The sequence below is a fragment of the Yersinia sp. 1652 StPb PI genome, from assembly GCF_041538345.1.
GTDB classification, from domain to species: Bacteria; Pseudomonadota; Gammaproteobacteria; order Enterobacterales; family Enterobacteriaceae; genus Yersinia; species Yersinia enterocolitica_E.
In genome coordinates this window covers 233,692-259,203 of record NZ_JAULSM010000001.1, presented here as the reverse complement: position 1 = coordinate 259,203, position 25,512 = coordinate 233,692, and the positions used below count along the sequence as shown (strand labels likewise).

The window sequence follows — 25,512 nt, the reverse complement described above, 5'->3', positions numbered from 1 at the left end:
CCCTACTGTCATCAAAAACAGCCAGCATAGCGGTGAGATCACTTACCGGTTATCACTATGACTATCCGCCCTCTGCTCGTCCGTTTTGCTACTGCTGTTACTTCGCTGCGGCTAGAAACGGCCATGAGGGGGATAGCACTGAGAGGGTATATCTGCCATGCACTTATCTAGACCACCGACCAGCTACCCCACCCGCTATCAACAAATTGCGGCCCAATTAGAACAGGAATTGCGTGGTGTCTATCGTTGTGGCGATTACCTGCCTTCTGAACAACAACTGGCTGATCGCTATCAAGTTAACCGCCATACCTTGCGCCGGGCAGTGGATGAACTGGTTGAGCGTGGCTGGCTACAACGCCGCCAGGGTATCGGCACGCTGGTATTAATGCGCCCGTATGACTATCCACTGCATGCTAATGCTCGCTTTAGCCAGAACTTACTGGATCAAGGTAGCGACCCCACCAGTGAGCGCTTACTCGCAGTCTTGCGCCCGTGTATAGAGCATGTAGCCAAAGCGCTCTCACTGGCAGAAGGCACCACAGTGATCCATTTACGTACTCTGCGGCGGGTTAATGGCGTGCCAGTCTGTGTTATCGATCACTACCTGCCAGACCTACGCTGGTGGCCTGCTTTACAACAATTCAACTCCGGTTCATTGCATCAATTCATCACCCAGCATTTACAACAACCACTGAGTCGTAGCCAAACCCGCATCAGCGCACGTCGTGCTCAGGCAAAAGAGAGCCGCTTACTCGAGATTGCGACTCATGCGCCGCTGCTCTGTGTGCGGACCTTAAATATCTGTGTTGATAGCCAGCAGGTGGCGGAATACTCCGTCAGCCTGACGCGGGCCGACATGATTGAATTGACGATGGAGCACTGAATGGAAACTCGCCATACCACTCGGCAAAACTGGATGTCGGTGTTAGCCCACTGCCAGCCAGCAGAGTTGCTCGCTCACTGGCAAGCCTTGAATTTATCACCGGAATATCAGGTGATCCGCGCCCCAGAGATAGGTTTAAACCAATTACAGGCACGGATGGGGGCTACTGGTCGCCGTTTTATCCTTGGTGATATGACTATAACGCGTGCCGTTATCAAGCTTAACGACAGCACGGATGTTTATGGTTACAGCTACATTGCCGGGCGTAATAAGCCTCATGCCGAGCTGTGTGCCGTGCTGGATGCCTTGTTACAACTCTCCACCGTCAAGGGTAAACCCGCCGGGTTGAATGAATTATTGCTGAAAACCGTGATTCACCCACTGGCCGCAATACAACAAGAACGGCGGCAATTACGCGCTGATGCTATCACCGCCAGTAAGGTTGATTTCTTCACCTTGGTGCGGGGAGAGGACTGATGAACTTATTAACTCATTTTGAGCATCCGGTAGATGATGCGCAGCACACTTTTCGTCGTATTCTCAAAGCGTTGAGTGAACCGGGAGTGCTGGTAACACTGCCCCATGCTACCGGCTGGCAACCACTGAACCCAGCAACCACCAGTGTTCTGCTCACGCTGGCCGACCAAGAGACGCCGCTCTATCTCGACGCGGCACTTAATAGTGACAGCGTGCAACACAATGTGCGTTTTCATACCGGTGCGCCCCTGATGACATGCAGTGATAAATCCTCTTTTTCATTATTTAATAATGAGATAACAGCGGAGCAACTCGCCACCTGCCCGGCAGGTAATGAACTGTCACCGGAACAATCCACTACGGTGGTGATTCAGACCGACAGCCTACATCACGGCATGCCATTACGGTTACGCGGGCCAGGTATTGAACACAGCCGCACCGTTGCACCACACCTGCCCGCCACCGTCTTGAATTATCTGCTTAACCGCCCTGCTGCATTTCCGGCTGGCATCGATTTTCTGTTTACCTGTGGCGAGAACCTGATGGCAATCCCACGAACCACCCATGTGGAGGTGTGCTGATGTACGTTGCAGTCAAAGGGGGCGAAAAAGCGATTGCAGCAGCCCATCAATTGCTGGAACAGCAACGGCGTGGCGACAGCCAGATCCCGGCAGTCGATTGCGAGCAAATTGAGCAACAACTCGGTCTGGCGGTTGATCGGGTGATGACCGAAGGGGGCATCTATGATCGCGAGCTGGCCGCACTGGCAATTAAACAAGCCAGTGGTGACTTGGTGGAAGCCATTTTCCTACTACGCGCTTACCGCACAACCTTACCCCGTTTGGCTGTCAGTCAACCGCTAGCAAGCGAGCATATGCGGCTAGAGCGTCGTATTTCAGCCATTTACAAAGACTTGCCCGGCGGGCAAGTGCTCGGTCCAACCTATGATTACACCCACCGGCTGCTGGATTTTACCCTGCTGGCCGCAGGCGATGCACCGCAAGCCCGCCACGGTGGCGAAACATTATCCGATGATTTATTGCGCAATAACTGTGCCCATGTGTTTGATTTATTAGTTCAAGAGCAGCTTGCCCTGACAGAGCAAGATGACGGTACTCAGCCGGAAGATATCACCCGCAATCCCCCCGTTTATCCCTGCAATCGCTCGGCCCGGCTGCAACAATTGGTCCGTGGTGACGAAGGTTTTCTGCTGGCGCTGAGCTATTCCACGCAACGCGGTTATGGCCGCACCCATCCCTTTGCCGCCGAGATCCGCACCGGTCACCTGACCGTTTCAATTCAGCCGGAAGAACTGGGATTTGCTATTGATATCGGCGAAATCTTACTGACCGAATGCGAGATGGTGAATGGCTTTGTCAACCCGGAATCAGAACCTCCGCACTTTACACGTGGTTATGGTCTGGTGTTTGGCCGTGGTGAGCGCAAAGCGATGTCGATGGCGCTGATGGATCGAGCCTTACAAAGCCGCGAATATGACGAAAAGGTCACCAGCCCGGCGCAGGATGAAGAATTCGTGCTCTCCCATGCCGATAATGTCGAAGCCGCGGGGTTTGTTTCTCATCTTAAACTGCCGCACTACGTAGATTTCAAGCGGAACTGGAATTGCTAAAACGCCTGCGTCGTGAGCACTTACTCGCCTCGCAACAGCCATCCTCTCAAGAACAGGAACCACGCCATGACTGAGGTTCTCACCGGTTATAATCTGGGATACCTGGATGAGCAAACCAAACGGACTTTACGCCGCGCGCTGCTAAAAGCAGTGGCGATCCCCGGTTATCAAGTGCCGTTCGGCGGGCGGGAAATGCCGATGCCTTATGGTTGGGGCACCGGTGGCATTCAACTGACCGCCAGCCTGATTGGCCGCAAAGATGTGTTAAAAGTGATCGACCAAGGGGCAGATGACACCACCAATGCTGTCTCTATCCGCCGCTTTTTTCAGCGCGTCAGCGGGGTGGCGACCACCGAAAGCACGGTCGATGCCAGCTTGATCCAAACCCGGCATCGCATTCCTGAAACACCTCTGAGCGAAGATCAGATCCTTATCTATCAAGTACCGATCCCAGAGCCACTGCGCTTTATCGAACCACGCGAAACCGAAACGCGCAAAATGCATGCGCTGGAAGAATACGGCGTGATGCAGGTAAAACTGTATGAAGATATCGCCCGCTACGGCCATATCGCCACCACCTACGCCTATCCGGTCAAAGTGAACGATCGCTACGTGATGGACCCTTCGCCGATCCCAAAATTTGATAACCCCAAAATGCACATGATGCCCGCGCTACAACTGTTCGGGGCCGGTCGCGAGAAGCGGTTATATGCCCTGCCTCCCTTTACCAAGGTGGAAAGTCTGGATTTCGACGATCACCCATTTACCGTGCAGCAATGGGATGAACCTTGTGCCTTGTGCGGCTCGCGCCACAGCTATCTTGATGAAGTGGTGATGGACGATCAGGGCAGCCGAATGTTTGTCTGTTCTGATACTGATTTTTGCCAGCAGCAACGGGTGGCACAAGAGGTAAATATTCAATGATTTCCGAACAGGTTATTTCATCATCCGCAGCCGCTCACCCACTGCTATCAGTGGAGAATCTCACACATTTGTATGCGCCAGGTAAGGGGTTTAGCAACGTCTCTTTCCAGCTCTATCCCGGTGAAGTATTGGGAATTGTCGGTGAATCCGGCTCTGGCAAAACCACCTTATTAAAATCGATTTCTGCCCGGTTGCCGCCACAGCATGGGCAGGTTATTTACCACTCTGGTGCCCAGCAACCGGTTGATTTATATCAGATGGCTGAAAGTCAGCGCCGCCGTTTACTGCGCACCGAATGGGGGGTGGTTCATCAGCATCCACTGGATGGTTTGCGCCCACAGGTTTCCGCCGGTGGCAATATCGGCGAGCGTCTGATGGCTATTGGCCAGCGCCATTACGGCGACATCCGTCAACAAGCAGGGCGCTGGCTGGAGGATGTCGAGATCCCACTATCACGCCTGGATGACTTACCCACTACCTTCTCCGGCGGCATGCAACAACGCCTACAAATTGCCCGCAATCTGGTGACCCATCCCAAGCTGGTATTTATGGACGAACCGACGGGCGGCCTGGATGTATCAGTACAAGCGCGACTACTGGATTTACTGCGCAATCTGGTGGTGGAAATGCAACTGGCAGTGGTGATTGTCACTCATGATCTCGGTGTGGCCCGGCTATTGGCACACCGGTTGCTGGTGATGAAGGAGGGTCAGGTTATCGAAAGCGGCCTGACCGATCGAGTGCTAGACGATCCCCATCATCCCTACACCCAACTATTGGTTTCATCGGTGCTACAAAACTGACTGTTTTGTCTGTTAACCCGTGAATAGATTAACGAGAACTCACTATGAATCACCAGCAACCGCCTATCAATCACCCACAACTGAGAGTTGAAAATCTCAGTAAAACCTTCGTACTACACCACCAGCATGGTATTCGCTTGCCGGTATTGCATCAAACCTCACTGGAAGTGAGTAGCGGTGAATGTGTGGTATTACACGGCCATTCCGGCAGCGGTAAATCTACTCTGCTACGCTCTTTATATGCCAACTATCTGCCAGACAGCGGTCATATCTGGGTCAAGCATCAGGGGGAATGGCTCGACATTGTGGCAGCCCCAGCGCGACAAATTATGGCGGTACGCCGTCATACCGTGGGTTGGGTCAGCCAATTCTTGCGGGTGATCCCACGGATCAGTGCATTAAATGTGGTGATGCAACCGCTACTGGAGCTTGGCGTTGAACGCCATATATGCCAACAACGCGCGCAGGATCTCCTGACTCGCCTTAATGTTCCACCACGGTTATGGGATCTGGCCCCCTCGACCTTTTCCGGCGGCGAGCAGCAGCGGGTCAATATCGCCCGTGGTTTTATCAAAGATTACCCCATATTGCTGCTTGATGAGCCAACGGCCTCGCTCGACAGCACCAATAGCGCGGCAGTTGTTAGCCTGATTGATGAAGCTAAACAGCGAGGGGCCGCCATCATTGGAATTTTCCACGATGAGGCCGTACGTAACCATGTCAGTGATCGCTTACTGGTCATGACGCCCTTTCCCGCCGATGCCAGTCCGGAGATACCCGCATGATCCTCAATAACATCAACCTTATTCTTGAAGATCAGGTGGTCAACGGATCACTCGAAATCAAAAACGGGGTTATCCACAATTACAGTGATCGCCCAACCCAACTCTCTGCCGCCATAGATGGACAAAATGGCTGGCTGTTGCCGGGATTGATCGAGCTGCATACCGATAATCTGGACAAGTTTTTTACCCCACGCCCCAACGTTGATTGGCCTGCTCATTCGGCGATGAGCAGCCATGATGCGCTGATGGTTGCCAGTGGGATCACCACCGTGTTGGACGCAGTGGCGATTGGCGATGTACGCGATGGCGGGCATCGTCTGGATAATCTGCAAAAAATGATTAATGCGGTGGTAGATAGTCAGCGGGCGGGACTGAACCGGGCAGAACACCGGATTCATTTACGTTGTGAATTACCTCATGAAAGTACTCTGCCGCTGTTTGAAGAACTGATGATGCAGCCTGAACTGTCATTGGTATCGCTGATGGATCACTCACCAGGCCAGCGTCAATTCGCCTCCCGGGCAAAATATCGTGAGTATTATCAGGGCAAATACCATCTTAATGATCAACAAATGGCAGAGTTTGAGGAAGAGCAAATCACACTGTCAGCGCGCTGGTCCGCGCCGAATCGAACAGCGATCGCCGATCACTGCTCTCAGCGGGGCATTGCCCTCGCCAGCCACGATGATGCCACGGCGGAACATGTGGCACAATCACAAGCACTGGGCAGTGTGATTGCTGAATTTCCAACCACGGAGGTGGCAGCCAGAGCGTCACATCAGCATGGTTTACAAGTATTGATGGGCGCGCCAAATATCGTCCGTGGCGGCTCCCATTCAGGCAATGTTGCAGCACACCAACTGGCCGCTATTGGAGTACTGGATATCTTATCGTCTGACTATTACCCGGCCAGCTTGCTGGATGCGGCCTTTCGTATCGCACACGATGCAACCAATAGCTTCACCTTACCGCAAGCGGTTAATTTGGTAACACGTAATCCTGCCAACGCCTTGGGACTAAAGGATCGCGGTGTTATTGCCGAAGGTAAACGAGCTGATTTGATACTGGCACGCGCTCATGACAGTGCGCAAAGTAAACATGTGTACGTGCAAAACGTCTGGCGTCAGGGAATACAGGTGTTCTGATGGGGCGCTTAATCTATCTGATGGGGGCATCGGGGGCCGGAAAAGATTGCCTACTGTCGGCTCTGCGGGCAGCCAATCCGGCAAATATTATCGTGGCACATCGTTATATCACCCGCCAGGCCAATGCCGGGGCGGAAAACCATGTTGCGCTGAGTGAACAGGAGTTTTTACTGCGGGCGGCCCAAGGATTATTCGCGTTGTACTGGCAAGCACATCAGTATCGCTATGGGATAGGTATTGAGATTGATATCTGGCTACAAAACGGGCTGGATGTGGTGGTTAATGGCTCCAGAGCTTATCTGCCAGAGGCACAACAGCGCTATCCCGACCAACTTTTGCCGCTCTGTCTGACGGTTTCTCCGGTTATTTTGGCGCAACGATTGCAACAACGTGGCCGAGAGAACAGTGAACAGATCAATGCACGATTACAACGGGCGCAGCACTATCAGCAACAGCTACCGGTTAACTGTTTACAACTGTCTAATGATGGTGAGTTGCACCACACACTGGGGCAGTTACAACAATTACTGGTAGCTCCCCTAGCTGGTAAAGAAATGGGGGATAAAAAATGGAACTGACACTGTTAGGCACCGGATGCGCCCAGCAGGTGCCGGTATTTGGTTGTGACTGCGTGATTTGTGCTAAAGCCAGAGTGCAGCCCGCATTGGGCCGCAAACCTTGCAGTGCCATGTTGCGATATCAAGGGGAAACTACCTTGATTGATGCCGGATTACCGACACTGGATCAGCAGTTTACTGCGGGGGAAATTCAGCGTTTTTTGCTTACACATTACCACATGGATCATGTTCAGGGGTTATTTCCGTTACGTTGGGGATGCGGAAATTCGATCCCGATCTACGGACCGCCGGATCCAGACGGCTGTGACGATCTGTTCAAACATCCTGGAATTCTGCATTTTCAGCCGCCGATGGCCGCATTCCAGACCATCCATTTTGGTGACTTACGGGTCACACCGGTGCCGCTAACCCATTCCAAAATAACCTTCGGCTATTTATTGCAAAGCCCCAGCCGGACCATCGCCTATTTAACCGATACCGTCGGGCTACCCGCTGATAGTGCGCTATTTCTGACCAGCAAAAATATCGATCTGCTGGTGCTGGATTGCAGCCATCCGCCGCAGACGCCGCCGCCACGCAATCATAATGATGTAACCATCGCGTTAGCCATTAAGGATTTGCTAATGCCACAACAGACGTTGCTGACCCACGCCAGCCACCAACTTGATCGATGGTTGCTTGACCACCCATTACCGGCAGAGGTGGCAATCGCCCATGATAATCAGACGATTACCCTATTATGATCAACGCTGCTGCATCTGAGCGGAGGTTAAGATTGTCACGCCCTCTTTCGGCGGCGCAAAAGCCTGATCCAGCATCGCCTGAGCCACATCTTTGCCTTTAATCAAGCGCCACTTATCCGGCAATAAGGCAAACAGAGGTGCACTTAGGCTCTCCATCAAGCGGGGCTTGTCGCGCTGACCCGCCAGCATTGAGGGCCGGGCAAAAGTAAGTTGTGGCCAGCCCTGAGCCTGTAAGTCACGCTCGGCCTCACCTTTGGTGCGGTTATAAAACACCCATGAGTTGGCATTAGCCCCCATCGCGCTTACCAATAGAAAATGCCGTGCGCCCAGCCGCAAGCCGGTTTCACCAGCGGCCAATACCAAGCGATAATCCACCAAACGAAATGCCGCCTGGCTGCCAGCTTGCTTACGAGTGGTCCCCAAACAGCAAAAGACCAAATCCACCGGTTGATCCAAGGTTTTCAGCAACTCACCGATATTTTCACCCTGCGGATTAATCAGTTTATTCATGGCTGGCAAGGGATTACGGCTAGGTGCAATGATGGATGTCACTCTGGCATCCAAACGTAACAGGCGCAGTAATTCGCCCCCCACCAGGCCACTTGCGCCCAGTAATAATACCTTCGCCATCTGACCTCCTGCCTTCTGGTATTGATGCTAATGCCGCGAAAAAGTGCAGAAACAATTATTGAAATCAATCGTTATGAATAATACATACCAGAAACACTATACCCTATATAATTCGAGTTGCATGAAGGCGGCAACTGAGCGAATCCTCAAGAGTTTACATAAGTAAGTGACTGGGGTGAACAAAGGCAGCCAACACACATGCAGCTTGAAGTATGACGGATATATGACATAGCATCGAGAAATAGCAGTTATCATTAAAACAGGGAATTTATAGTGAAGAGTCTTGCTGCCAATACAGTTTTTTGCCAAAACCAAGGGTATTATTGGTCATCTTGATTTCCAGCAGATTGAGCTGCCAGAGTGGGGCGGATACCACTTTAGCCACCGGAAAACGGCGGCAGTAGCGCTGGCGGGCGCGGTGTTCCGCATCTCCCGTTAATTCGCTTATCTCTGCGCGGTATTGAATACCTTTAATCAAGGCTACTGTACGCGGCTGGGTGGCTATGGTGCCGACAACCTGTGGGTTTATCTGCATCAGTTCACCATGTCGGGTGTGCTTTTCTGTCATGATAAAAAGTGCCATCTGTGTTTCGTCAAATACGTAAAAACAGTTGGCACACCACATATCGATACCACTGCCCGCACACAGCGTCAGTACATGTTGCTGGCGCAGAAAGCGGTTAATACCAAGCAGATCCTCAGGGTTATTCACGTCACTCATAATTCACAACACCCTCTGGCTTAGAAATAGTCCTGAGTGTACATCAAGTCCCCCGCAACAAGCAGCTCTGCGGCTATTCAGTTGAGCTTACTCACACTGAAAAGCCATTGCCCCTCCTTCCCCATACTTATCTCTGAGCAGGGGATCATTGCCAGCATATCCTTCCTGATAATAGGGTCTTAGCCGAGAAACAACCTAATAACGTGATTTAGCTAACATTTACCGCATAAGGCACATATGAATTTATATGCAAAATTTACGTATAAATTTGGATGTAACAAATAATTATGGATTAACAAATAAAATACAAAAACTATTAAGAACCCGCTCTCATTACTAATATTGGATAATAATAAGCCTGCCAATGTATCCGTCGTGTTAAATATAACCTTACTGTTTTGCATAACATACAGTACAGTTTTGAATAAACAACGTTTAAAATGAATAAAATCGATAAATTATTCATTTTTTAGTCATGTCACCTTTTAAAATCGGTAGAAAACATGACTTGAGTCACAGAATGAATAAGTGTTATGACTAAAATAGCCACCATCAGTTCATTGCTCGTAAACCTTGATTAAAAAATAGAGACCTTACGTAAATGGAAAATAACAACAAAAAAATGGCGCATATAAGGCGAACAACGCATTTAATGATGCCGGCACATCGTAGTTATTTTAACTTTTCTTATTATCACTATAGATAACATCCTCCCTGCGATGACATCCACTTTTATTGGATAGTCATTGTCTATGCACAATATTTAACAAATGCGAAAAGTGTTTACGACCTTTACGTTGAGTTAACTATTGTCTGCTTTCTCCGAAGAGACTAACACTCGATTATATTTATACGTCTATCTGATTGTGGTTTTTTATTAACCAATCGATACTCAGCCTGTGTTATTCATCTTTCAGCAGAAACATAGCTATCCTGTAAAATTTACTGTCACCTTTGTCATTAATGCTAAATGACCAGAGGATCACTGCGTCTGAAATTCAGTCACGGTGTTACGCAGAAAGCAGCCAAGACTATTAATGAATGTTATTTCATTGATACGGACTGCTATACAAAAAATTTAATGGCAATTAACTTAAATAAACCAACAAATAATGTAGGCGTAATTGTCACAGGCAATTTTAGTACGACCAGCGCACAGAAACCGGAGCGTACACCATGACCTTATAAATCATGGCTACGTGAGGATTTCGAGCACTGCTCAACCTCAAAGTGACAAGTAAAATAGCCTCTTAAAATAAAAGAGAATTTATGATGAAAAAATTAAATATCGCGGCAAGTTTATCGGCAATACCTTGCTTTGAATCACAGCGCGAAGTCGTAGATGTTTTACATACCGATTTTACTGATATTGCAGCCGTGGTGCTTTCAGTTCAGGACATTAATAATGGTGTAATTGATAGCATTCATGAGTTGGGTTTAGAGATTCCAATTTTTGCCGCTGTCTGCTGTGAAGAAGAGTTGAATACCGATGTATTACCCTCTTTAAATGGGGTATTTGAACTGTGTGGCGACAATACTGATTTTTATGGTAAACAACTGGAATCAGCCGCAGAAAAATATGAAAAAGAGCTGTTGCCACCGTTCTTTAGTACATTAAAGAAATACGTGGAGATGGGTAATTCTACCTTTGCTTGCCCTGGTCATCAGGGTGGTCAATTCTTCCGTAAACACCCAGCGGGCCGCCAATTTTTTGACTTCTACGGCGAAACTATTTTCCGCTCTGATATGTGTAATGCCGACGTAAAATTAGGTGATTTGCTTATTCATGAAGGCGCACCTTGTGATGCTCAAAAACATGCAGCAAAAGTATTTAACGCCGATAAAACTTATTTCGTACTGAACGGCACTTCTGCTTCTAATAAAGTCGCTACCAATGCGCTGTTAGCACGTGGTGACCTGGTGCTGTTTGACCGTAATAACCATAAATCCAACCATCATGGTGCGCTGATTCAGGCCGGTGCAACACCGGTATATCTGGAAACTGCCCGTAACCCATTTGGCTTTATTGGTGGTATTGATGCCCACTGTTTTGAAGAAAAATACCTGCGTGAACAAATCCGTAGCGTAGCACCTGATCGTGCTAACGAAGCGCGCCCATTCCGTCTGGCTATCATCCAACTGGGTACTTATGACGGCACCATCTATAACGCTCGCCAGGTTGTGGATAAAATTGGCCACCTTTGCGACTATATTCTGTTCGATTCTGCTTGGGTAGGTTACGAACAATTCATTCCAATGATGAAAGATTGTTCACCATTATTACTTGAACTGAATGAAAATGATCCGGGCATTATCGTTACTCAATCAGTACATAAACAACAAGCCGGTTTCTCACAAACGTCGCAGATCCATAAAAAAGATAAACATATTAAAGGTCAGGATCGTTACTGCAATCATAAACGCTTTAATAACGCCTTTATGCTACACGCCTCCACCAGCCCATTCTATCCATTGTTTGCTGCTTTAGATGTTAACGCAAAAATGCATGAAGGCAAAAGTGGTCAACGCATGTGGCTTGATTGTGTTAAGACCGGTATTGAAGCACGTAAAATGATCTTGAATACCTGTAATATGATTAAGCCTTTTGTACCGGTAGAAGTTGATGGCAAACTGTGGCAGCAATATGACACCGATACCATGGCACAAGACTTACGCTTCTTTAACTTTATTCCTGGCGAAAAATGGCATGCATTTGAAGGTTATGAAGAGTCACAATATTTTGTTGACCCATGCAAACTATTATTAACCACTCCGGGTATTGATACTAATACTGGTGAATATACAGCATCAGGGATCCCAGCAACCATTCTGGCTAACTTCCTGCGCGAAAATGGTATCGTGCCAGAAAAATGTGACCTCAACTCGATCCTATTCTTATTAACGCCAGCAGAAGACTTGGCGAAAATGCAGCACCTGGTCGCACAAATTGCCCGTTTTGAACGTTTCATCGAAGAAGATGCAATGTTAAGCGATGTATTACCTACTGTGTATCGTAATAATGAAACACGTTACAAAGGTTATACTATTGGCAAATTATGTCAGGAAATGCATGACCTTTATGTCAGCTATGATGTTAAACAGCTACAGAAAGAGATGTTCCGCAAACAGTATTTCCCTAAAGTTATGATGAATCCACAGGATGCCAATATTGAATTCGTCCGTGGTCATGCCGAATTAGTACCATTGTGTAAAGCCGAAGGTCGAATTGCTGCTGAAGGTGCGCTTCCTTACCCACCGGGAGTATTGTGTGTAGTCCCTGGTGAAGTTTGGGGGGGTGCTGCACAGCGTTATTTCCTGGCATTAGAAGAAAGTATTAATTTACTACCAGGGTTTGCGCCTGAGTTACAAGGTGTTTATTTACAAGTCGACGAAGATGGTTGGAACCGTGCATACGGTTATATGATGAAGCAATAAGTTAACAATAATAAATTTATACCCAATTTAGTTGGCGTTACAGCCTGGCGGCAAACGAAATAACCCCGAATCACTGGTTAACATTAAGTGATTCGGGTGACAACTCTATTTGCGTGGCCCAAGTAGGATGGACCGAGTAATGATAATCGCCAACAAGGCTGTAATTTCAAATAAAAAGGGATTTGACGACACCAATAACTCAAACCTGCGGGAATAAATTATTCCTGCAGTCTCTGAAATTAAAAAAGAGATAATAAAAATGAGTAAAACAAATAATAAGATGGGAGTAGTACAGCTAACAATTCTAACCGCCGTCAATATGATGGGGTCAGGAATAATTATGCTGCCAACCAAACTCGCCGAAGTCGGGACAATCTCTATCGTCTCATGGTTAGTCACCGCAGTAGGTTCAATGGCACTGGCCTATGCCTTCGCCCAATGTGGGATGTTCAGCCGTAAATCCGGTGGTATGGGCGGCTATGCTGAATATGCGTTCGGCAAATCTGGCAACTTTATGGCGAACTACACCTATGGTGCTTCACTGTTGATTGCCAATATCGCCATTGCAATCTCTGCGGTAGGTTACGGCACTGAATTGTTGGGAGCGACACTAACACCACTGGGTATTTGTATTGCAACCATTGGCGTGCTGTGGCTGGCAACAGTTGCTAACTTCGGTGGCGCGCGCATTACCGGGCAGATCAGTAGTGTTACTATCTGGGGGGTTATTATCCCAGTGGTCGGTATCTCAATCGTTGGTTGGTTCTGGTTTAGTGGTTCAGCCTATATGGCGGCCTGGAACCCACATGCAGTTCCCACTTTTGAAGCCATCGGCTCTTCAATCTCAATGACGCTGTGGGCCTTCCTTGGTCTGGAATCTGCTTGTGCCAATACTGATGCTGTCGAAAACCCTGAACGTAACGTTCCGATCGCCGTACTCGGTGGGACTTTAGGTGCAGCAGTTATCTATATCATCTCAACCAACGTGATTGCCGGTATCGTACCAAATATGGATTTGGCTAACTCTACAGCGCCGTTTGGCCTGGCGTTCGCTTATATGTTCACCCCTGCGGTCGGTAAAATCATCATGGCATTGATGATCATGTCCTGCGTGGGTTCATTACTGGGTTGGCAGTTCACCATCGCTCAGGTATTCAAATCCTCTGCTGATGAAGGCTTCTTCCCGAAAATTTTCTCAAAAGTCAGTAAAGCCGATGCCCCCATCAAAGGGATGCTGACCATTGTTGTCATCCAGAGTGTGCTGTCCCTGATGACCATTAGCCCGTCACTGAACAAACAGTTCAACGTGCTGGTCAATCTGGCGGTAGTCACCAATATCATCCCTTATATTCTGTCGATGGCGGCGCTGGTCATTATCCAGAAAACCGCCAATGTGCCACCAGCCAAAGCACGTAAAGCCAATATCATTGCCTTCATTGGTGCGATGTATAGCTTCTATGCGCTTTACAGCTCAGGGCAAGAAGCCATGACATGGGGTGCGATTGTTACCTTCCTTGGTTGGACACTGTACGGTTTGGTTTCACCACGCTTTGAGTTTGCAGCAAAAACCAAATAACTAGCCATAACCCTGCGGGTGGAAGGTCACTTCCCCCGCATATTTAACCAATCAGGTGCCAGTAGATAAAAAAATCAGGATACCGCAGCCGATTCCGGTAATAATGTTCCGCACCGCTCCCCCCGGACTGGAATAAAATTATGTCGGACAGCCTATGGTATCTCTATCTACTGCGCACCCCCACCGGCATGCTCTATACCGGTATCACCACAGATGTAACACGGCGATTGGCCCAACATCAGGTAGGGAAAGGCGCGAAAGCGCTGCGAGGAAAAGGTGAGTTAACATTGGTATTTCAGTGTGAGGCAGGGGATAGATCGACAGCATTGAAGTTAGAATATCGGGTGAAGCAACTCAATAAGCAGCAAAAAGAAAAGCTGGTAATTAGCCAGCCTTCTTCGTTGCTATCGTTACCTGGAGTTAAAAGCGATTAAACGGGGCAGAGAACACCACTTCACCATCAGCACCCGCCAGTGCATCTTCCGCCAACGCATAAACCTGAAAAGCCTCTTCAGTACCGGGCCAACGGCAGGTCAATTGATGACGAGCCGCTGGTACAAAACCGAAACGCTGATAATAGGCTGGGGAGCCTAGCACCACGACAGCGGCATAGCCAAACTCATTCAGAGAGTCTAGCCCTTCGTAGACCAGTTTTTCAGCCAAACCCTGGCGGCGCAACCCCTCCGCCACGGCCAGTGGTGCCAGTGCGACCCATTGACGGTCTTCACCTCCCACCTCAACCGGGCTGAATGCTGCATAACCAACCACACCGCCTTCATCGTCAGTTGCCACGATACCCAACGTCAATAAGCCATCTTCACGCAGTTGCTGTACCAGCTCGGCCTCTGCATCTTGCTTGAAGACTTGACGCAACAGGGCGTCTATCCCCGGCGCATCCACCGGAATTTCAACCCGGATCAGCACGATGCTAATGTACGGGAAGCACTCACCGCACCCTCTTGCTGACCTGCCTCGATAAATTCAGCCAGTTGTTGCAGGCCAACACGCAGTAGTGTTGGCATGGACTCCAACTCAATGGCATCCATTAGATTTTTGACATACAGGCCCAATTCGGTATCCCCTTCAATTCGTAACCGGCGCTGGAAAAACAGCGTATCCGGATCTTCTTTACGGGCAGCGATCAAAATCAGATCGTTGGCATCACCGCTAAAGCTCACATCAGCTTCAGCCTGTTGGCTTACGACCAGCCTACCGTGTTCTACTGTCATAAACCATTGCAATGCGAGGTCTCGCACTTCAATTTTTAACCAGCGGGATTCCAAAAATTCCAGTTCTCCGTCCAGCAGAGCCTGACGAAGTTGCCACCCCAGCACTTGCTCTATTACCTGACGTTTTAAGGCAAAGGGGGTCAATTTTAACGGACCCCGCAGTAGCGCCGGCCCTTGACGCACCAGACGTGCTCGTAGTTCTCCCAACACAGGCAGACTCCTTTTTGGTGATATCCCCTTTGTACTTGAAGCCGCAGGGGTGTTGGCTACCTGCAATTCCAATTACTTTGGGTATCAATCTGCATAAAATAAAGTTCTATTTTGCCACATTAGCAAAACCGGAAAGCGCGTTATATCGATAAATTTTGCACCAAGTTATCGCTGAAAGTATTGCTAAATATCAGAAGAATGACACCAATGCCAAAGAAACTGCCTTAAATCAAGGTCTGGGGGGAGCAGGTTAACTAGAATCGCCACTCGATAAAATTTTCATCGCCACGAATATCATCTTCGGATGGGGAACAATAATTGCCAGCGGTAACCTCAGCAAGGCGAGCCGTTGACTCATTCAGGAAAACTCTATGGAGCTGCTTTGTCCTGCCGGCAACTTACCCGCATTAAAGGCCGCCATCGATAATGGTGCCGACGCGGTTTATATTGGCTTGAAAGATGATACCAACGCCCGCCATTTTGCTGGCCTCAATTTCACCGATAAAAAGTTGCAGGAAGCGGTCAATTACGTTCATAGCCGCAAACGTAAACTGCATATCGCCATTAACACCTTCGCCCACCCTGACGGTTATTCCCGGTGGCAGCGGGCGGTGGATATGGCGGCACAGCTTGGGGCGGATGCCCTGATCCTGGCTGATTTGGCCATGCTGGAATATGCCGCCGAACGTTACCCGGAGGTTGAGCGCCATGTATCGGTACAGGCGTCGGCCACCAATGATGAAGCTATCCGCTTTTATCAACGTCATTTCGATGTGGCGCGAGTGGTTTTACCACGCGTACTGTCAATGCATCAGGTGAAACAACTGTCGCGTACCAGCCCGGTGCCACTGGAGGTATTTGCCTTTGGCAGCTTATGCATTATGGCTGAAGGGCGTTGCTACCTTTCTTCCTATTTGACCGGTGAATCACCCAATACGGTCGGAGCCTGCTCTCCAGCGCGCTTTGTTCGCTGGCAGCAAACCCCACAGGGGATGGAGTCTCGCCTTAATGAAGTGCTGATCGACCGTTATGAAGATAATGAGAATGCCGGATATCCCACCCTGTGCAAAGGCCGTTATCGGGTAGACGGTCAGCGCTATCATGCGTTGGAAGAGCCAACCAGCTTGAATACGCTTGAGTTATTACCGGAGCTGTTTGCTGCCAACATTGCGTCAGTGAAAATTGAAGGCCGCCAACGCAGTCCAGCTTATGTCAGCCAGGTTGCCAAGGTCTGGCGACAGGCGATTGACCGCTATCAGGCCAACCCTTCGCAGTTTGTCGCCAAAGCGGAATGGATGGAACAACTGGGCGCAATGTCCGAAGGTACTCAAACTACATTGGGTGCTTATCATCGTAAGTGGCAGTAGCCGGAGGAAACATGAAGTACGCCTTAGGCGCAGTACTCTATTACTGGCCAAAAACTGATATCGAAACCTTTTACCAGACTGCGGCCAACAGCAGCGCCGACATTATTTATCTCGGTGAGAATGTCTGTACCAAACGCCGTGAAATGAAGGTGGGTGACTGGTTGGCACTTGCTAAAGAAGTGGCTGCCAGTGGCAAACAGGTGGTGATTTCCACACTGGCGCTGCTGCAAGCACCGTCAGAGTTGAATGAATTAAAGCGTTATGTGGAAAACGGTGAGTTTTTGCTGGAAGCCAATGACCTGGGGGCGGTGAATATGGCCGCTGAACGTGGCTTACCCTTTGTTGCCGGCCATGCCCTGAATTGCTACAACGCTTATACTCTGCGAATTTTACACCGTCAGGGCATGATGCGTTGGTGTATGCCGGTTGAGCTATCACGTGACTGGCTGGTTAATGTGCTGCAACAGTGCGAAGAGTTGGGGTTCCGCAATCAGTTTGAGGTAGAAGTATTGAGCTACGGCCACCTGCCGCTGGCTTATTCTGCCCGTTGCTTCACCGCGCGCTCAGAAGACCGAGCCAAAGATGAGTGTGAAACCTGCTGCATCAACTACCCACAAGGGCGGCCGGTATTATCACAAGAAGACCAACAGGTATTCATCCTAAACGGTATTCAAACCCAAAGTGGCTACTGCTATAACCTCGGTAATGAACTGATTTCCATGCAAGGATTAGTGGATATCGTGCGACTCTCTCCGCAAGGTCTGGATACGCTGACAGTTATCGAGCAGTTCCGGGCTAATGAGCAGGGATTGAGCCCACTCATCTTGACCGATAAAGCCGACTGTAACGGCTACTGGCGGCGTCTCGCCGGGCTGGAATTGGTGTCATAAGAACCCATCGGGCGTAGCACTACGCCCGTATCACTCCATGCGCAGGCATGCTTACCCAGTCACTCGATATAGCTACCACAACGAATCGTAGGGGCCATAGCGTTCTCTTTTTCATCGCTTCAATCATCCTTTTGCCGCCGCATTTATTCCCCCTTGCCAAACCACGATTTAGATTATGCTTTTATAGGTGATAGTCGCGCACTGTATGTGGCTTCTTATGTGCGTATTAATGCGGCTAGCCCCCTGTTTGGATTAATAAATTAGTGCGTTCGCCCTTCAAGCGACTCGACATAAGGTTAAGATGGACGATTCTATGACTGACAAAAAGACAGTTCCGCTTTCAGTGCTTGATTTATCGCCGATAGCGCAAGGCAAAACACCACGAGAGGCTTTTCATGCTTCGCTGGATCTGGCTCAGCATGCTGAAAAGTGGGGATATCACCGCTATTGGCTCGCTGAGCATCATAACATGACAGGTATTGCCAGCGCGGCGACCTCAGTACTGATTGGCTATATTGCCGGAGGTACCAAGAGCATCCGTGTCGGCTCCGGCGGCGTCATGCTACCTAACCACTCACCACTGGTGATTGCAGAACAGTTTGGTACCCTCGCCTCTCTCTACCCAGACCGTATCGATCTCGGCCTTGGCCGTGCGCCCGGCAGTGACCAACGCACCATGATGGCATTACGCCGCCATCTGTCCGGTGAAGTGGATAACTTCCCCGCCGATGTTGGCGAACTGCAAAACTACTTTGCTGAAGTACAACCGGGGCAAGCGGTACAAGCCGTGCCTGGGCAGGGTTTGCACGTTCCATTGTGGCTACTGGGTTCCAGCCTGTATAGCGCTCAATTGGCTGCGGCCATGGGCCTGCCGTTCGCCTTCGCCTCACATTTCGCACCAGATATGTTATTCCAGGCGCTCAAGCTCTATCGGGAAAACTTCAAGCCGTCCATTCAATGGCCAAAACCCTATGCTATCGTTTGTGTGAACGTGGTGGCCGCAGATAGCGAGCGCGATGCCCATTTCCTGTTTACCTCCATGCAGCAGCAATTTGTCAATTTGCGCCGCGGCACGCCGGGTCAACTACCGCCACCAGTAGAAAACATGGATAAGATCTGCTCACCCGCCGAACAATTTGGTGTCGATCAGGCGCTACGCCTATCTATTATTGGTGATAAAAGTAAAGTGCGGCATGGGCTTCAGTCATTACTGCGGGAGACCCAGGCTGACGAATTGATGGTGAATGGCCAGATTTTCGACCATCAGGCACGACTATATTCATTTGAAATAGTTGCCGGATTACAGCCAGAGTTACAAGCTGTTGAGCACCTATAACTCGCCAACTGAAGCAAAATTATAGACATAAAAAAACCAGCCCGAGGGCTGGTTTTTATTTTTAATCATCAGAAATGATTAAGACTTATGCGTCACCAAAACGACGGCGAGTAGGTGCCGCTGCTGCTGGTGCAGACGCTGGTGCATCTTCACGACGCGGAGCTGCTGAGCGCTGACCATCACGGTTGCCACGACGTTGTTCGCCACCACCGGCTGGAGCACGGTCACTACCGAATGAACGACGAGGAGGAGCACCTGCTGCGCCATCACGACGTTCGCCACCGAATGAACGGCCACCACCACCACCACGACGCTCACCACCGGCACCAGCACCACCAGCAGGACGCTCACGGCGTTCATGTGGCTGCGCATCACCCAACAACTGCATGTTCAGCGGCTTGTTCAGGATACGGGTACGGGTGAAGTGAGATAACATTTCGCCCGGCATGCCTTTTGGCAACTCGATAGTTGAATGCGAAGCAAACAGCTTGATATTACCAATGTAACGGCTGCTGATGTCGCCTTCGTTAGCAATCGCGCCAACGATATGACGGACTTCAACACCATCATCACGGCCCACTTCAATGCGGTACAGTTCCATCTCACCAACATCACGACGTTCGCGACGTGCTGGACGCTCACCACCATCACGGCTGTCAGCGCGGCTGTCAGGACGAGGCTCACGACGACTGTCACCACGATCACGGCCACGATCGCTACCACGGTCATCACGGGAATTGAATTCACGCTGCGGACGACGCGGAGCTTCTGGTGGCAGAATCAGAGGACGTTCGCCCTGTGCCATTTTCAGCAGTGCAGCAGCCAGGGTTTCGAGATCAAACTCTTCTTCTGGTTGCAGCTTAGCCAGCAATGCACGGTACAGGTCCAAATCACTGCTTTCCAGCTGTTGGCCAACTTTAGCAGCAAACTGAGCTAAACGACGTTCACCCAACAATTCGGGGTTTGGCAACTGAACTTCTGGGATAGTCAGTTTCATGGTGCGTTCAATGTTTTGCAACAGACGGCGTTCACGGTTCTCAACGAACAGCAACGCACGACCAGCACGACCGGCGCGACCAGTACGGCCGATACGGTGAACGTAAGACTCTGAATCCATAGGGATATCATAGTTTACGACCAGGCTGATACGGTCAACATCCAAACCACGTGCCGCAACGTCAGTTGCAATCAGAATATCCAGACGGCCATCTTTCAGGCGGTTCAGTGTCTGCTCACGTAAAGACTGGTTCATGTCACCGTTCAAGGCAGCGCAGTTATAACCGCTACTTTCCAAGGCTTCAGCCACTTCCAGTGTGCCATTTTTGGTACGCACGAAGATAATAGCTGCATCGAAATCTTCAGATTCCAGGAAACGTACCAGTGCTTCGTTTTTGCGATAGCCGCCACCCACTCTCCAGAAGCTCTGGCTGATGTCAGGGCGGGTAGTCACGCTAGACTGGATGCGGACTTCCTGTGGATCTTTCATAAATTTACGGGTAATACGACGGATCGCATCTGGCATAGTCGCAGAGAACAGTGCGGTCTGATGCTCAGCCGGCATCTGCGCCAGAATGTTTTCGACGTCTTCGATAAAGCCCATACGCAGCATTTCATCTGCTTCATCCAACACTAAACCGCTCAGGTTGGACAGGTTAAGAGTACCGCGTTTCAGGTGGTCTAACAGACGACCTGGGGTACCAACAACAATTTGTGGCCCCTGGCGCAAAGCGCGTAATTGAACGTCATAACGCTGGCCGCCGTAAAGGGCTACAACGTTGACGCCATTAATGTGTTTAGAGAAATCAGACAATGCCTGTGCGACCTGAATAGCCAACTCACGGGTTGGTGCCAGCACCAGAACCTGTGGAGCTTTCAGCTCAGCTTTAATATTGTGTAACAGCGGCAAACCAAACGCGGCTGTTTTACCACTGCCTGTTTGCGCCATGCCGAGAACATCACGGCCGTTTAACAGGTGTGGGATACATTCCAACTGGATAGGAGATGGTTTTTCATAACCAAGATCAGTCAGAGCGGAAAGAATAGGAGCAGATAGCCCCAGATCAGCAAAAGAGGTTTCAAGCTCAGTAGTCATGTACACGTGCCTCATTAATAATGGCAGCCAGTCTACATAACTCGTCGAGAAAATTTTCAGTCATTTTCATTGAAAAGTGTGAACCGGCTCAAATTAGATTATAAAACGAACAAAAAGGCCATCACCTGTTAGGGTGATTAACATTGGTAAAAACCAAGATAGTCAGGCTAATAGTTGTTCGTCAGCTATTGCTGGTCCGATTCCGATAGGTCGTCTTGTTCTTGGCCCAAAAGCGCCAATTCCAACAATGCATAGCGGTGCTCAACAAAATTATGAACGTTGTTAGCTACCGTCAGTTTGAACAGCGCCGAAGCGGTGTCCTTGTCCCCCAGACTTAGGTAATGTTTACCTAAATAGAAGTCAGTTTCACTGAGATGCTCAGCGAGCGAAGTGTTATCCATTGCATCTGACTTGAGCCTTTCCATCAGCGTTTTTTCGCTGATCGTGCCCAAGTAGAATTCGACAATATTCCATCCCCATTGCCCTCTGTCCGATTTTTCATAGCGCTGTTGTAACGCTACTGCAGCCGCCTTGGGATCGATTTCTCTTTCCACCAGATACAGCCATAACGAACGGAAGGGATCATTTGGATCGTCTTGATAAAACGCCTGCAGATCATCCTGCGCCAACGGGAGTCGACCGCCATAATACAGAGCGATACCCCGGTTTAAACGCGCGTAATTGTAAGTTGGATCAAGCTCTAGTACAGAATCAAACGCTTCATAGGCAGCATCAAAATTGCCTGCCTGCGTTAAATAAATGCCCAGATAGTTAAAAACTTCTGGCATATCAGGACGAATAGCTAACGCTTGCGAAAAATCATTTCGCGCTAGTGCCCGTAGCCCGAGGCTATCATACAGCACTCCGCGCTCATATAAAAGCTGCGCGCGCTCATCATCCGTAAGTGCCCGACTTGCAAGGATTTGTTCCATGCGAGCCAGAATCACTTCCTGCTGCAACGTAGGTTGCAACGGGATAGCCAACACCTCGTCTTTACGCCAATCATGGTTGCTGCATCCTGCCAGCATGAGTGCTGTCGCAACGTAACACCAGCGCAAGAAAGGCTTCATTTCCTACTCCCGAAGACAAACATTGGATAAATATCCTTTCATCCATTTGTTTAACACAAGAGCATCCTGCCCTCGAGATAACACAGCCCCTCACCAGAGGTAAGGGGCTATGGAATACTTTATTACTCTGCTGCTTCTGGTGCCGGAGCTTCTGCGTCAGGAGTAGTGGCTTCTTTGATGCTCAGGCGGATACGGCCCTGGCGATCAACTTCCATTACTTTAACTGGCACTTCTTGGCCCATTTGCAGATAGTCAGTCACTTTCTCTACACGCTTGTCAGCGATTTGAGAAATATGAACTAAACCTTCTTTACCGCCGCCGATTGCCACAAATGCACCGAAATCAACGATACGAGTTACTTTACCCGCATAGATACGGCCCACTTCGATTTCAGCAGTGATTTCTTCGATACGGCGGATAGCGTGTTTCGCTTTATCGCCGTCGGTTGCTGCAATCTTAATGGTGCCATCATCTTCGATTTCAATGGTGGTGCCAGTTTCATCAGTCAGCGCACGAATCACAGAACCACCTTTACCGATCACATCCTTGATTTTCTCAGGATTGATTTTCATGGTGTAGATACGTGGAGCAAACTCAGAGATATCACCACGAGGTGTGCTGATAGCCTGTTCCATAACACCCAGAATGTGCAGACGCGCACCCTTGGCCTGGTTCAGAGCCACCTGCATGATTTCGCGGGTGATACCTTCAATTTTAATGTCCATTTGCAGTGCAGTAATACCGTCACGGCTACCGGCCACTTTAAAGTCCATGTCGCCCAAGTGATCTTCGTCACCCAGAATATCAGACAGAACAACAAAGTTTTCGCCTTCTTTAACCAGACCCATCGCGATACCCGCAACAGCGGCTTTAATTGGCACACCTGCATCCATCAGGGCCAAAGAAGCACCACAAACAGAAGCCATTGAGGAAGAACCGTTAGACTCGGTGATTTCAGAAACCACACGAACAGTGTAAGGGAACTCGCTCGGGCTTGGCATTACTGCCAGTACACCACGTTTCGCCAGACGGCCATGGCCAATCTCACGACGCTTAGGTGAACCAACCATACCTGTTTCACCAACACAATATGGAGGGAAATTATAGTGTAGCAGGAATGAGTCAGTACGCTCACCCATCAGCTCATCAATATTTTGCGCATCACGGGCAGTACCCAGTGTTGCAGTAACCAGCGCCTGAGTTTCACCACGGGTGAACAACGCAGAACCATGGGTACGTGGCAATACGCCAGTACGCACATCCAGACCACGGATCATGTCTTTTTCGCGGCCATCGATACGTGGCTCGCCACGCAATACGCGGCTACGAACGACGTTTTTCTCAACATCGCCCAGAATGTCATGAATCTCGCTAGCATCTAAAGATTCATCTTGTGCCAACAGCGCTTCAGTGACGTCAGCTTTAATAGCATCAACCTGAGTATAGCGCTCTTGTTTCTCAGTGATACGATAAGCATCACCCAGACGAGCTTCTGCCAGCTCAGCAACACGCGCGTGCAGCGCTTCGTTAACTGGCTCTGCATGCCAATCCCACTTAGGTTTGCCAACTTCAGCAACCAGAGCGTTGATATTCTCAATCACAACTTGTTGTTGTTCGTGGCCGAAGATGACCGCGCCTAACATTTGATCTTCAGACAGAATCTGTGCTTCTGATTCAACCATCAATACTGCGTCAGCAGTACCGGCAACAACCAGATCCAAGCGGCTCTCTTTCAGCTCATCGGTCGTTGGGTTCAGCACATACTGGTCGTTGATGTAACCAACACGAGCAGCACCAATTGGGCCGTTAAATGGAATACCTGACAGGCTCAGCACCGCTGAGGCACCAATCAGTGCCACGATGTCTGGGTTAACTTGTGGGTTAACAGAAACAACGGTCGCAATCACCTGCACTTCGTTCAAGAAGCTGTCTGGGAACAGTGGGCGGATCGGACGGTCAATCAGACGTGAAGTCAGTGTTTCGCCTTCACTTGGGCGGCCTTCACGACGGAAGAAGCTACCTGGGATACGGCCAGCAGCGTAAGTACGCTCCTGATAGTTAACAGTCAGAGGGAAGAAGCTCTGACCTGGCTTGGCTTTCTTTTGGCCAACAACAGTCACAAATACTGCGGTGTCGTCCATGCTTACCATTACAGCAGCCGTTGCCTGGCGAGCCATCATACCGGTTTCAATGGTAACGGTATGTTGACCGTACTGGAATTTACGAATAATCGGAGTCAGCAAAATAGTATCCTTATACTATGCGGTGCCGGATCGTATTGACGACCTCATCCACCTGTTACTAATACCTTCACACTGCATCCTCGCGACTAATGACAATCCTTAACTCTCATTGAGTTAAAGTCTCTCATTAGCCGCGCGAACCTCTGCACCGGAAGATCCTATGTTTGAAATTTACGCTTCATACTTGACGCTACAGCAGTGTTAACCTTTCTCACTCACCCGAATCACTGACCTGAGCCAACTCTGCGGGCGGATCCGTTTGCTGCTTACTTACAACTTCAATTACTTTGGGTAATGAACAACAATATACTAACGTATTCTATCATTGCTTCTTAGAAAAAAGGGGCCAATTTGGCCCCTTTCTCCCGAAACTCGCAGACTTAGCGACGCAGACCCAGACGCTCGATCAGGGAAGCATAACGTGCTACATCTTCACGCTTCAGGTAGTCCAGCAGCTTACGACGCGTGGATACCATACGCAGCAGACCACGACGGCTGTGGTGATCTTTTTTGTGCTCGGAGAAGTGACCTTGCAAATGGTTAATTTGAGCAGTCAACAGAGCAACCTGAACTTCGCTTGAACCGGTGTCATTGGTACCGCGACCGAAGTCAGCAACAATTTTAGCTTTCGCTTCAACACTTAGAGACATGATACAACTCCAAATATATAGATAAATTAAAACAGGCGCCGATCTCTAATTCAGCAACCCAATATGTAAGCCGCACTATTCTACTCTTTGCACTG

The 25,512-nt window shown here is 49.4% G+C and carries 25 protein-coding genes and 1 pseudogene; 17 read left to right on the top strand and 9 right to left on the bottom strand.

Annotated features, from left to right (window positions below):
• Positions 1-157: 157 nt before the first annotated feature.
• The 10 genes and pseudogenes from phnF (at position 158) to phnP (ending at position 7,968) form a co-directional block, all read left to right on the top strand.
• Positions 158-883, top strand: a complete 726-nt coding sequence (phnF, locus tag Q2T71_RS01300) for a phosphonate metabolism transcriptional regulator PhnF (RefSeq protein ID WP_372557861.1) — start codon at positions 158-160, stop codon at positions 881-883.
• Entirely contained in the window at positions 884-1,360 is a 477-nt protein-coding gene (phnG, locus tag Q2T71_RS01295) for a phosphonate C-P lyase system protein PhnG (protein ID WP_372557860.1), read from the top strand.
• Positions 1,360-1,941, top strand: a complete 582-nt coding sequence (gene phnH / locus Q2T71_RS01290) for a phosphonate C-P lyase system protein PhnH (RefSeq protein WP_372557859.1) — start codon at positions 1,360-1,362, stop codon at positions 1,939-1,941. The genes phnG and phnH overlap by 1 nt, the downstream gene beginning before the upstream one ends.
• Positions 1,941-3,064, top strand: a pseudogene (locus Q2T71_RS01285) (carbon-phosphorus lyase complex subunit PhnI). Before phnH ends, Q2T71_RS01285 begins: the two are co-directional and overlap by 1 nt.
• Positions 3,057-3,914 carry an alpha-D-ribose 1-methylphosphonate 5-phosphate C-P-lyase PhnJ gene (locus Q2T71_RS01280; protein WP_372557858.1) on the top strand — a complete coding sequence of 286 codons (858 nt, stop codon included), beginning with the start codon at positions 3,057-3,059 and terminating at the stop codon, positions 3,912-3,914. The pseudogene Q2T71_RS01285 and the gene Q2T71_RS01280 overlap by 8 nt, the downstream one beginning before the upstream one ends.
• Positions 3,911-4,717 (top strand): phosphonate C-P lyase system protein PhnK, encoded by an 807-nt coding sequence (phnK, locus tag Q2T71_RS01275; RefSeq protein ID WP_372557857.1) that lies wholly within the window; start codon positions 3,911-3,913, stop codon positions 4,715-4,717. The genes Q2T71_RS01280 and phnK overlap by 4 nt, the downstream gene beginning before the upstream one ends.
• A 65-nt stretch (positions 4,718-4,782) precedes the next feature.
• The gene (gene phnL, locus Q2T71_RS01270) at positions 4,783-5,502 is read left to right on the top strand and encodes a phosphonate C-P lyase system protein PhnL (RefSeq protein WP_372559810.1); all 720 of its coding nucleotides are present in this window, start codon (positions 4,783-4,785) and stop codon (positions 5,500-5,502) included.
• Positions 5,499-6,647 carry an alpha-D-ribose 1-methylphosphonate 5-triphosphate diphosphatase gene (gene phnM, locus Q2T71_RS01265; RefSeq protein ID WP_372557856.1) on the top strand — a complete coding sequence of 383 codons (1,149 nt, stop codon included), beginning with the start codon at positions 5,499-5,501 and terminating at the stop codon, positions 6,645-6,647. Before phnL ends, phnM begins: the two co-directional genes overlap by 4 nt.
• Entirely contained in the window at positions 6,647-7,225 is a 579-nt protein-coding gene (gene phnN / locus Q2T71_RS01260; protein WP_372557855.1) for a ribose 1,5-bisphosphokinase, read from the top strand. The genes phnM and phnN overlap by 1 nt, the downstream gene beginning before the upstream one ends.
• Positions 7,216-7,968, top strand: a complete 753-nt coding sequence (gene phnP, locus Q2T71_RS01255) for a phosphonate metabolism protein PhnP (protein WP_372557854.1) — start codon at positions 7,216-7,218, stop codon at positions 7,966-7,968. The genes phnN and phnP overlap by 10 nt, the downstream gene beginning before the upstream one ends.
• Here the strand turns inward: phnP and Q2T71_RS01250 are convergent, their stop codons facing one another.
• Both Q2T71_RS01250 and Q2T71_RS01245 read right to left on the bottom strand, forming a co-directional pair.
• A complete protein-coding gene (locus Q2T71_RS01250) occupies positions 7,969-8,598 on the bottom strand; it encodes a hypothetical protein (RefSeq protein ID WP_372557853.1) in 630 nt (209 codons plus the stop codon). It lies immediately after the preceding gene.
• Between the two features lie 268 nt (positions 8,599-8,866).
• Positions 8,867-9,319, bottom strand: coding sequence for a YhbP family protein (locus Q2T71_RS01245; protein ID WP_193784741.1), 453 nt, complete (start codon positions 9,317-9,319; stop codon positions 8,867-8,869).
• A 601-nt stretch (positions 9,320-9,920) separates the two neighbouring features.
• On the opposite strand from Q2T71_RS01245, the gene speFL reads away from it, so the two are divergent.
• From speFL to Q2T71_RS01225, 4 genes are all read left to right on the top strand, one after another.
• A complete protein-coding gene (gene speFL, locus Q2T71_RS01240; RefSeq protein WP_105877053.1) occupies positions 9,921-10,025 on the top strand; it encodes a leader peptide SpeFL in 105 nt (34 codons plus the stop codon).
• 566 nt (positions 10,026-10,591) lie between these two features.
• A complete protein-coding gene (gene speF, locus Q2T71_RS01235; protein ID WP_372559809.1) occupies positions 10,592-12,754 on the top strand; it encodes an ornithine decarboxylase SpeF in 2,163 nt (720 codons plus the stop codon).
• A gap of 259 nt (positions 12,755-13,013) precedes the next feature.
• The gene (gene potE / locus Q2T71_RS01230) at positions 13,014-14,330 is read left to right on the top strand and encodes a putrescine-ornithine antiporter (protein ID WP_050085596.1); all 1,317 of its coding nucleotides are present in this window, start codon (positions 13,014-13,016) and stop codon (positions 14,328-14,330) included.
• A gap of 140 nt (positions 14,331-14,470) precedes the next feature.
• The gene (locus Q2T71_RS01225) at positions 14,471-14,764 is read left to right on the top strand and encodes a GIY-YIG nuclease family protein (protein WP_083160882.1); all 294 of its coding nucleotides are present in this window, start codon (positions 14,471-14,473) and stop codon (positions 14,762-14,764) included.
• On the opposite strand, the gene Q2T71_RS01220 is transcribed toward Q2T71_RS01225, so the two are convergent.
• A complete protein-coding gene (locus Q2T71_RS01220; protein WP_372557852.1) occupies positions 14,751-15,254 on the bottom strand; it encodes a GNAT family N-acetyltransferase in 504 nt (167 codons plus the stop codon). The two genes, Q2T71_RS01225 and Q2T71_RS01220, sit on opposite strands and share 14 nt — an antisense overlap.
• A complete protein-coding gene (locus Q2T71_RS01215; RefSeq protein WP_372557851.1) occupies positions 15,248-15,769 on the bottom strand; it encodes an SCP2 domain-containing protein in 522 nt (173 codons plus the stop codon). Before Q2T71_RS01215 ends, Q2T71_RS01220 begins: the two co-directional genes overlap by 7 nt.
• 371 nt (positions 15,770-16,140) lie before the next feature.
• Here Q2T71_RS01215 and Q2T71_RS01210 point away from each other — a divergent pair, with 371 nt between their 5' ends.
• The 3 genes from Q2T71_RS01210 to Q2T71_RS01200 all read left to right on the top strand — a co-directional run bounded on the left by Q2T71_RS01210 (position 16,141) and on the right by Q2T71_RS01200 (position 19,362).
• Positions 16,141-17,136 carry a peptidase U32 family protein gene (locus tag Q2T71_RS01210; protein ID WP_083160887.1) on the top strand — a complete coding sequence of 332 codons (996 nt, stop codon included), beginning with the start codon at positions 16,141-16,143 and terminating at the stop codon, positions 17,134-17,136.
• An 11-nt stretch (positions 17,137-17,147) separates the two neighbouring features.
• The gene (locus Q2T71_RS01205; protein ID WP_372557850.1) at positions 17,148-18,026 is read left to right on the top strand and encodes a U32 family peptidase; all 879 of its coding nucleotides are present in this window, start codon (positions 17,148-17,150) and stop codon (positions 18,024-18,026) included.
• Between the two features lie 313 nt (positions 18,027-18,339).
• The gene (locus Q2T71_RS01200; RefSeq protein WP_372557849.1) at positions 18,340-19,362 is read left to right on the top strand and encodes a luciferase-like monooxygenase; all 1,023 of its coding nucleotides are present in this window, start codon (positions 18,340-18,342) and stop codon (positions 19,360-19,362) included.
• A gap of 85 nt (positions 19,363-19,447) precedes the next feature.
• Here the strand turns inward: Q2T71_RS01200 and Q2T71_RS01195 are convergent, their stop codons facing one another.
• The 5 genes from Q2T71_RS01195 to rpsO form a co-directional block, all read right to left on the bottom strand.
• Entirely contained in the window at positions 19,448-21,454 is a 2,007-nt protein-coding gene (locus Q2T71_RS01195) for a DEAD/DEAH family ATP-dependent RNA helicase (protein ID WP_372557848.1), read from the bottom strand.
• The gene (yrbN, locus tag Q2T71_RS01190; protein ID WP_223499600.1) at positions 21,444-21,518 is read right to left on the bottom strand and encodes a protein YrbN; all 75 of its coding nucleotides are present in this window, start codon (positions 21,516-21,518) and stop codon (positions 21,444-21,446) included. Before yrbN ends, Q2T71_RS01195 begins: the two co-directional genes overlap by 11 nt.
• A 121-nt stretch (positions 21,519-21,639) precedes the next feature.
• Positions 21,640-22,524, bottom strand: coding sequence for a lipoprotein NlpI (nlpI, locus tag Q2T71_RS01185; RefSeq protein WP_083160891.1), 885 nt, complete (start codon positions 22,522-22,524; stop codon positions 21,640-21,642).
• Between the two features lie 122 nt (positions 22,525-22,646).
• Positions 22,647-24,767 carry a polyribonucleotide nucleotidyltransferase gene (pnp, locus tag Q2T71_RS01180; RefSeq protein WP_083160892.1) on the bottom strand — a complete coding sequence of 707 codons (2,121 nt, stop codon included), beginning with the start codon at positions 24,765-24,767 and terminating at the stop codon, positions 22,647-22,649.
• A 380-nt stretch (positions 24,768-25,147) separates the two neighbouring features.
• Positions 25,148-25,417, bottom strand: coding sequence for a 30S ribosomal protein S15 (gene rpsO / locus Q2T71_RS01175; RefSeq protein ID WP_050085613.1), 270 nt, complete (start codon positions 25,415-25,417; stop codon positions 25,148-25,150).
• Between the last annotated feature and the right edge of the window lie 95 nt (positions 25,418-25,512).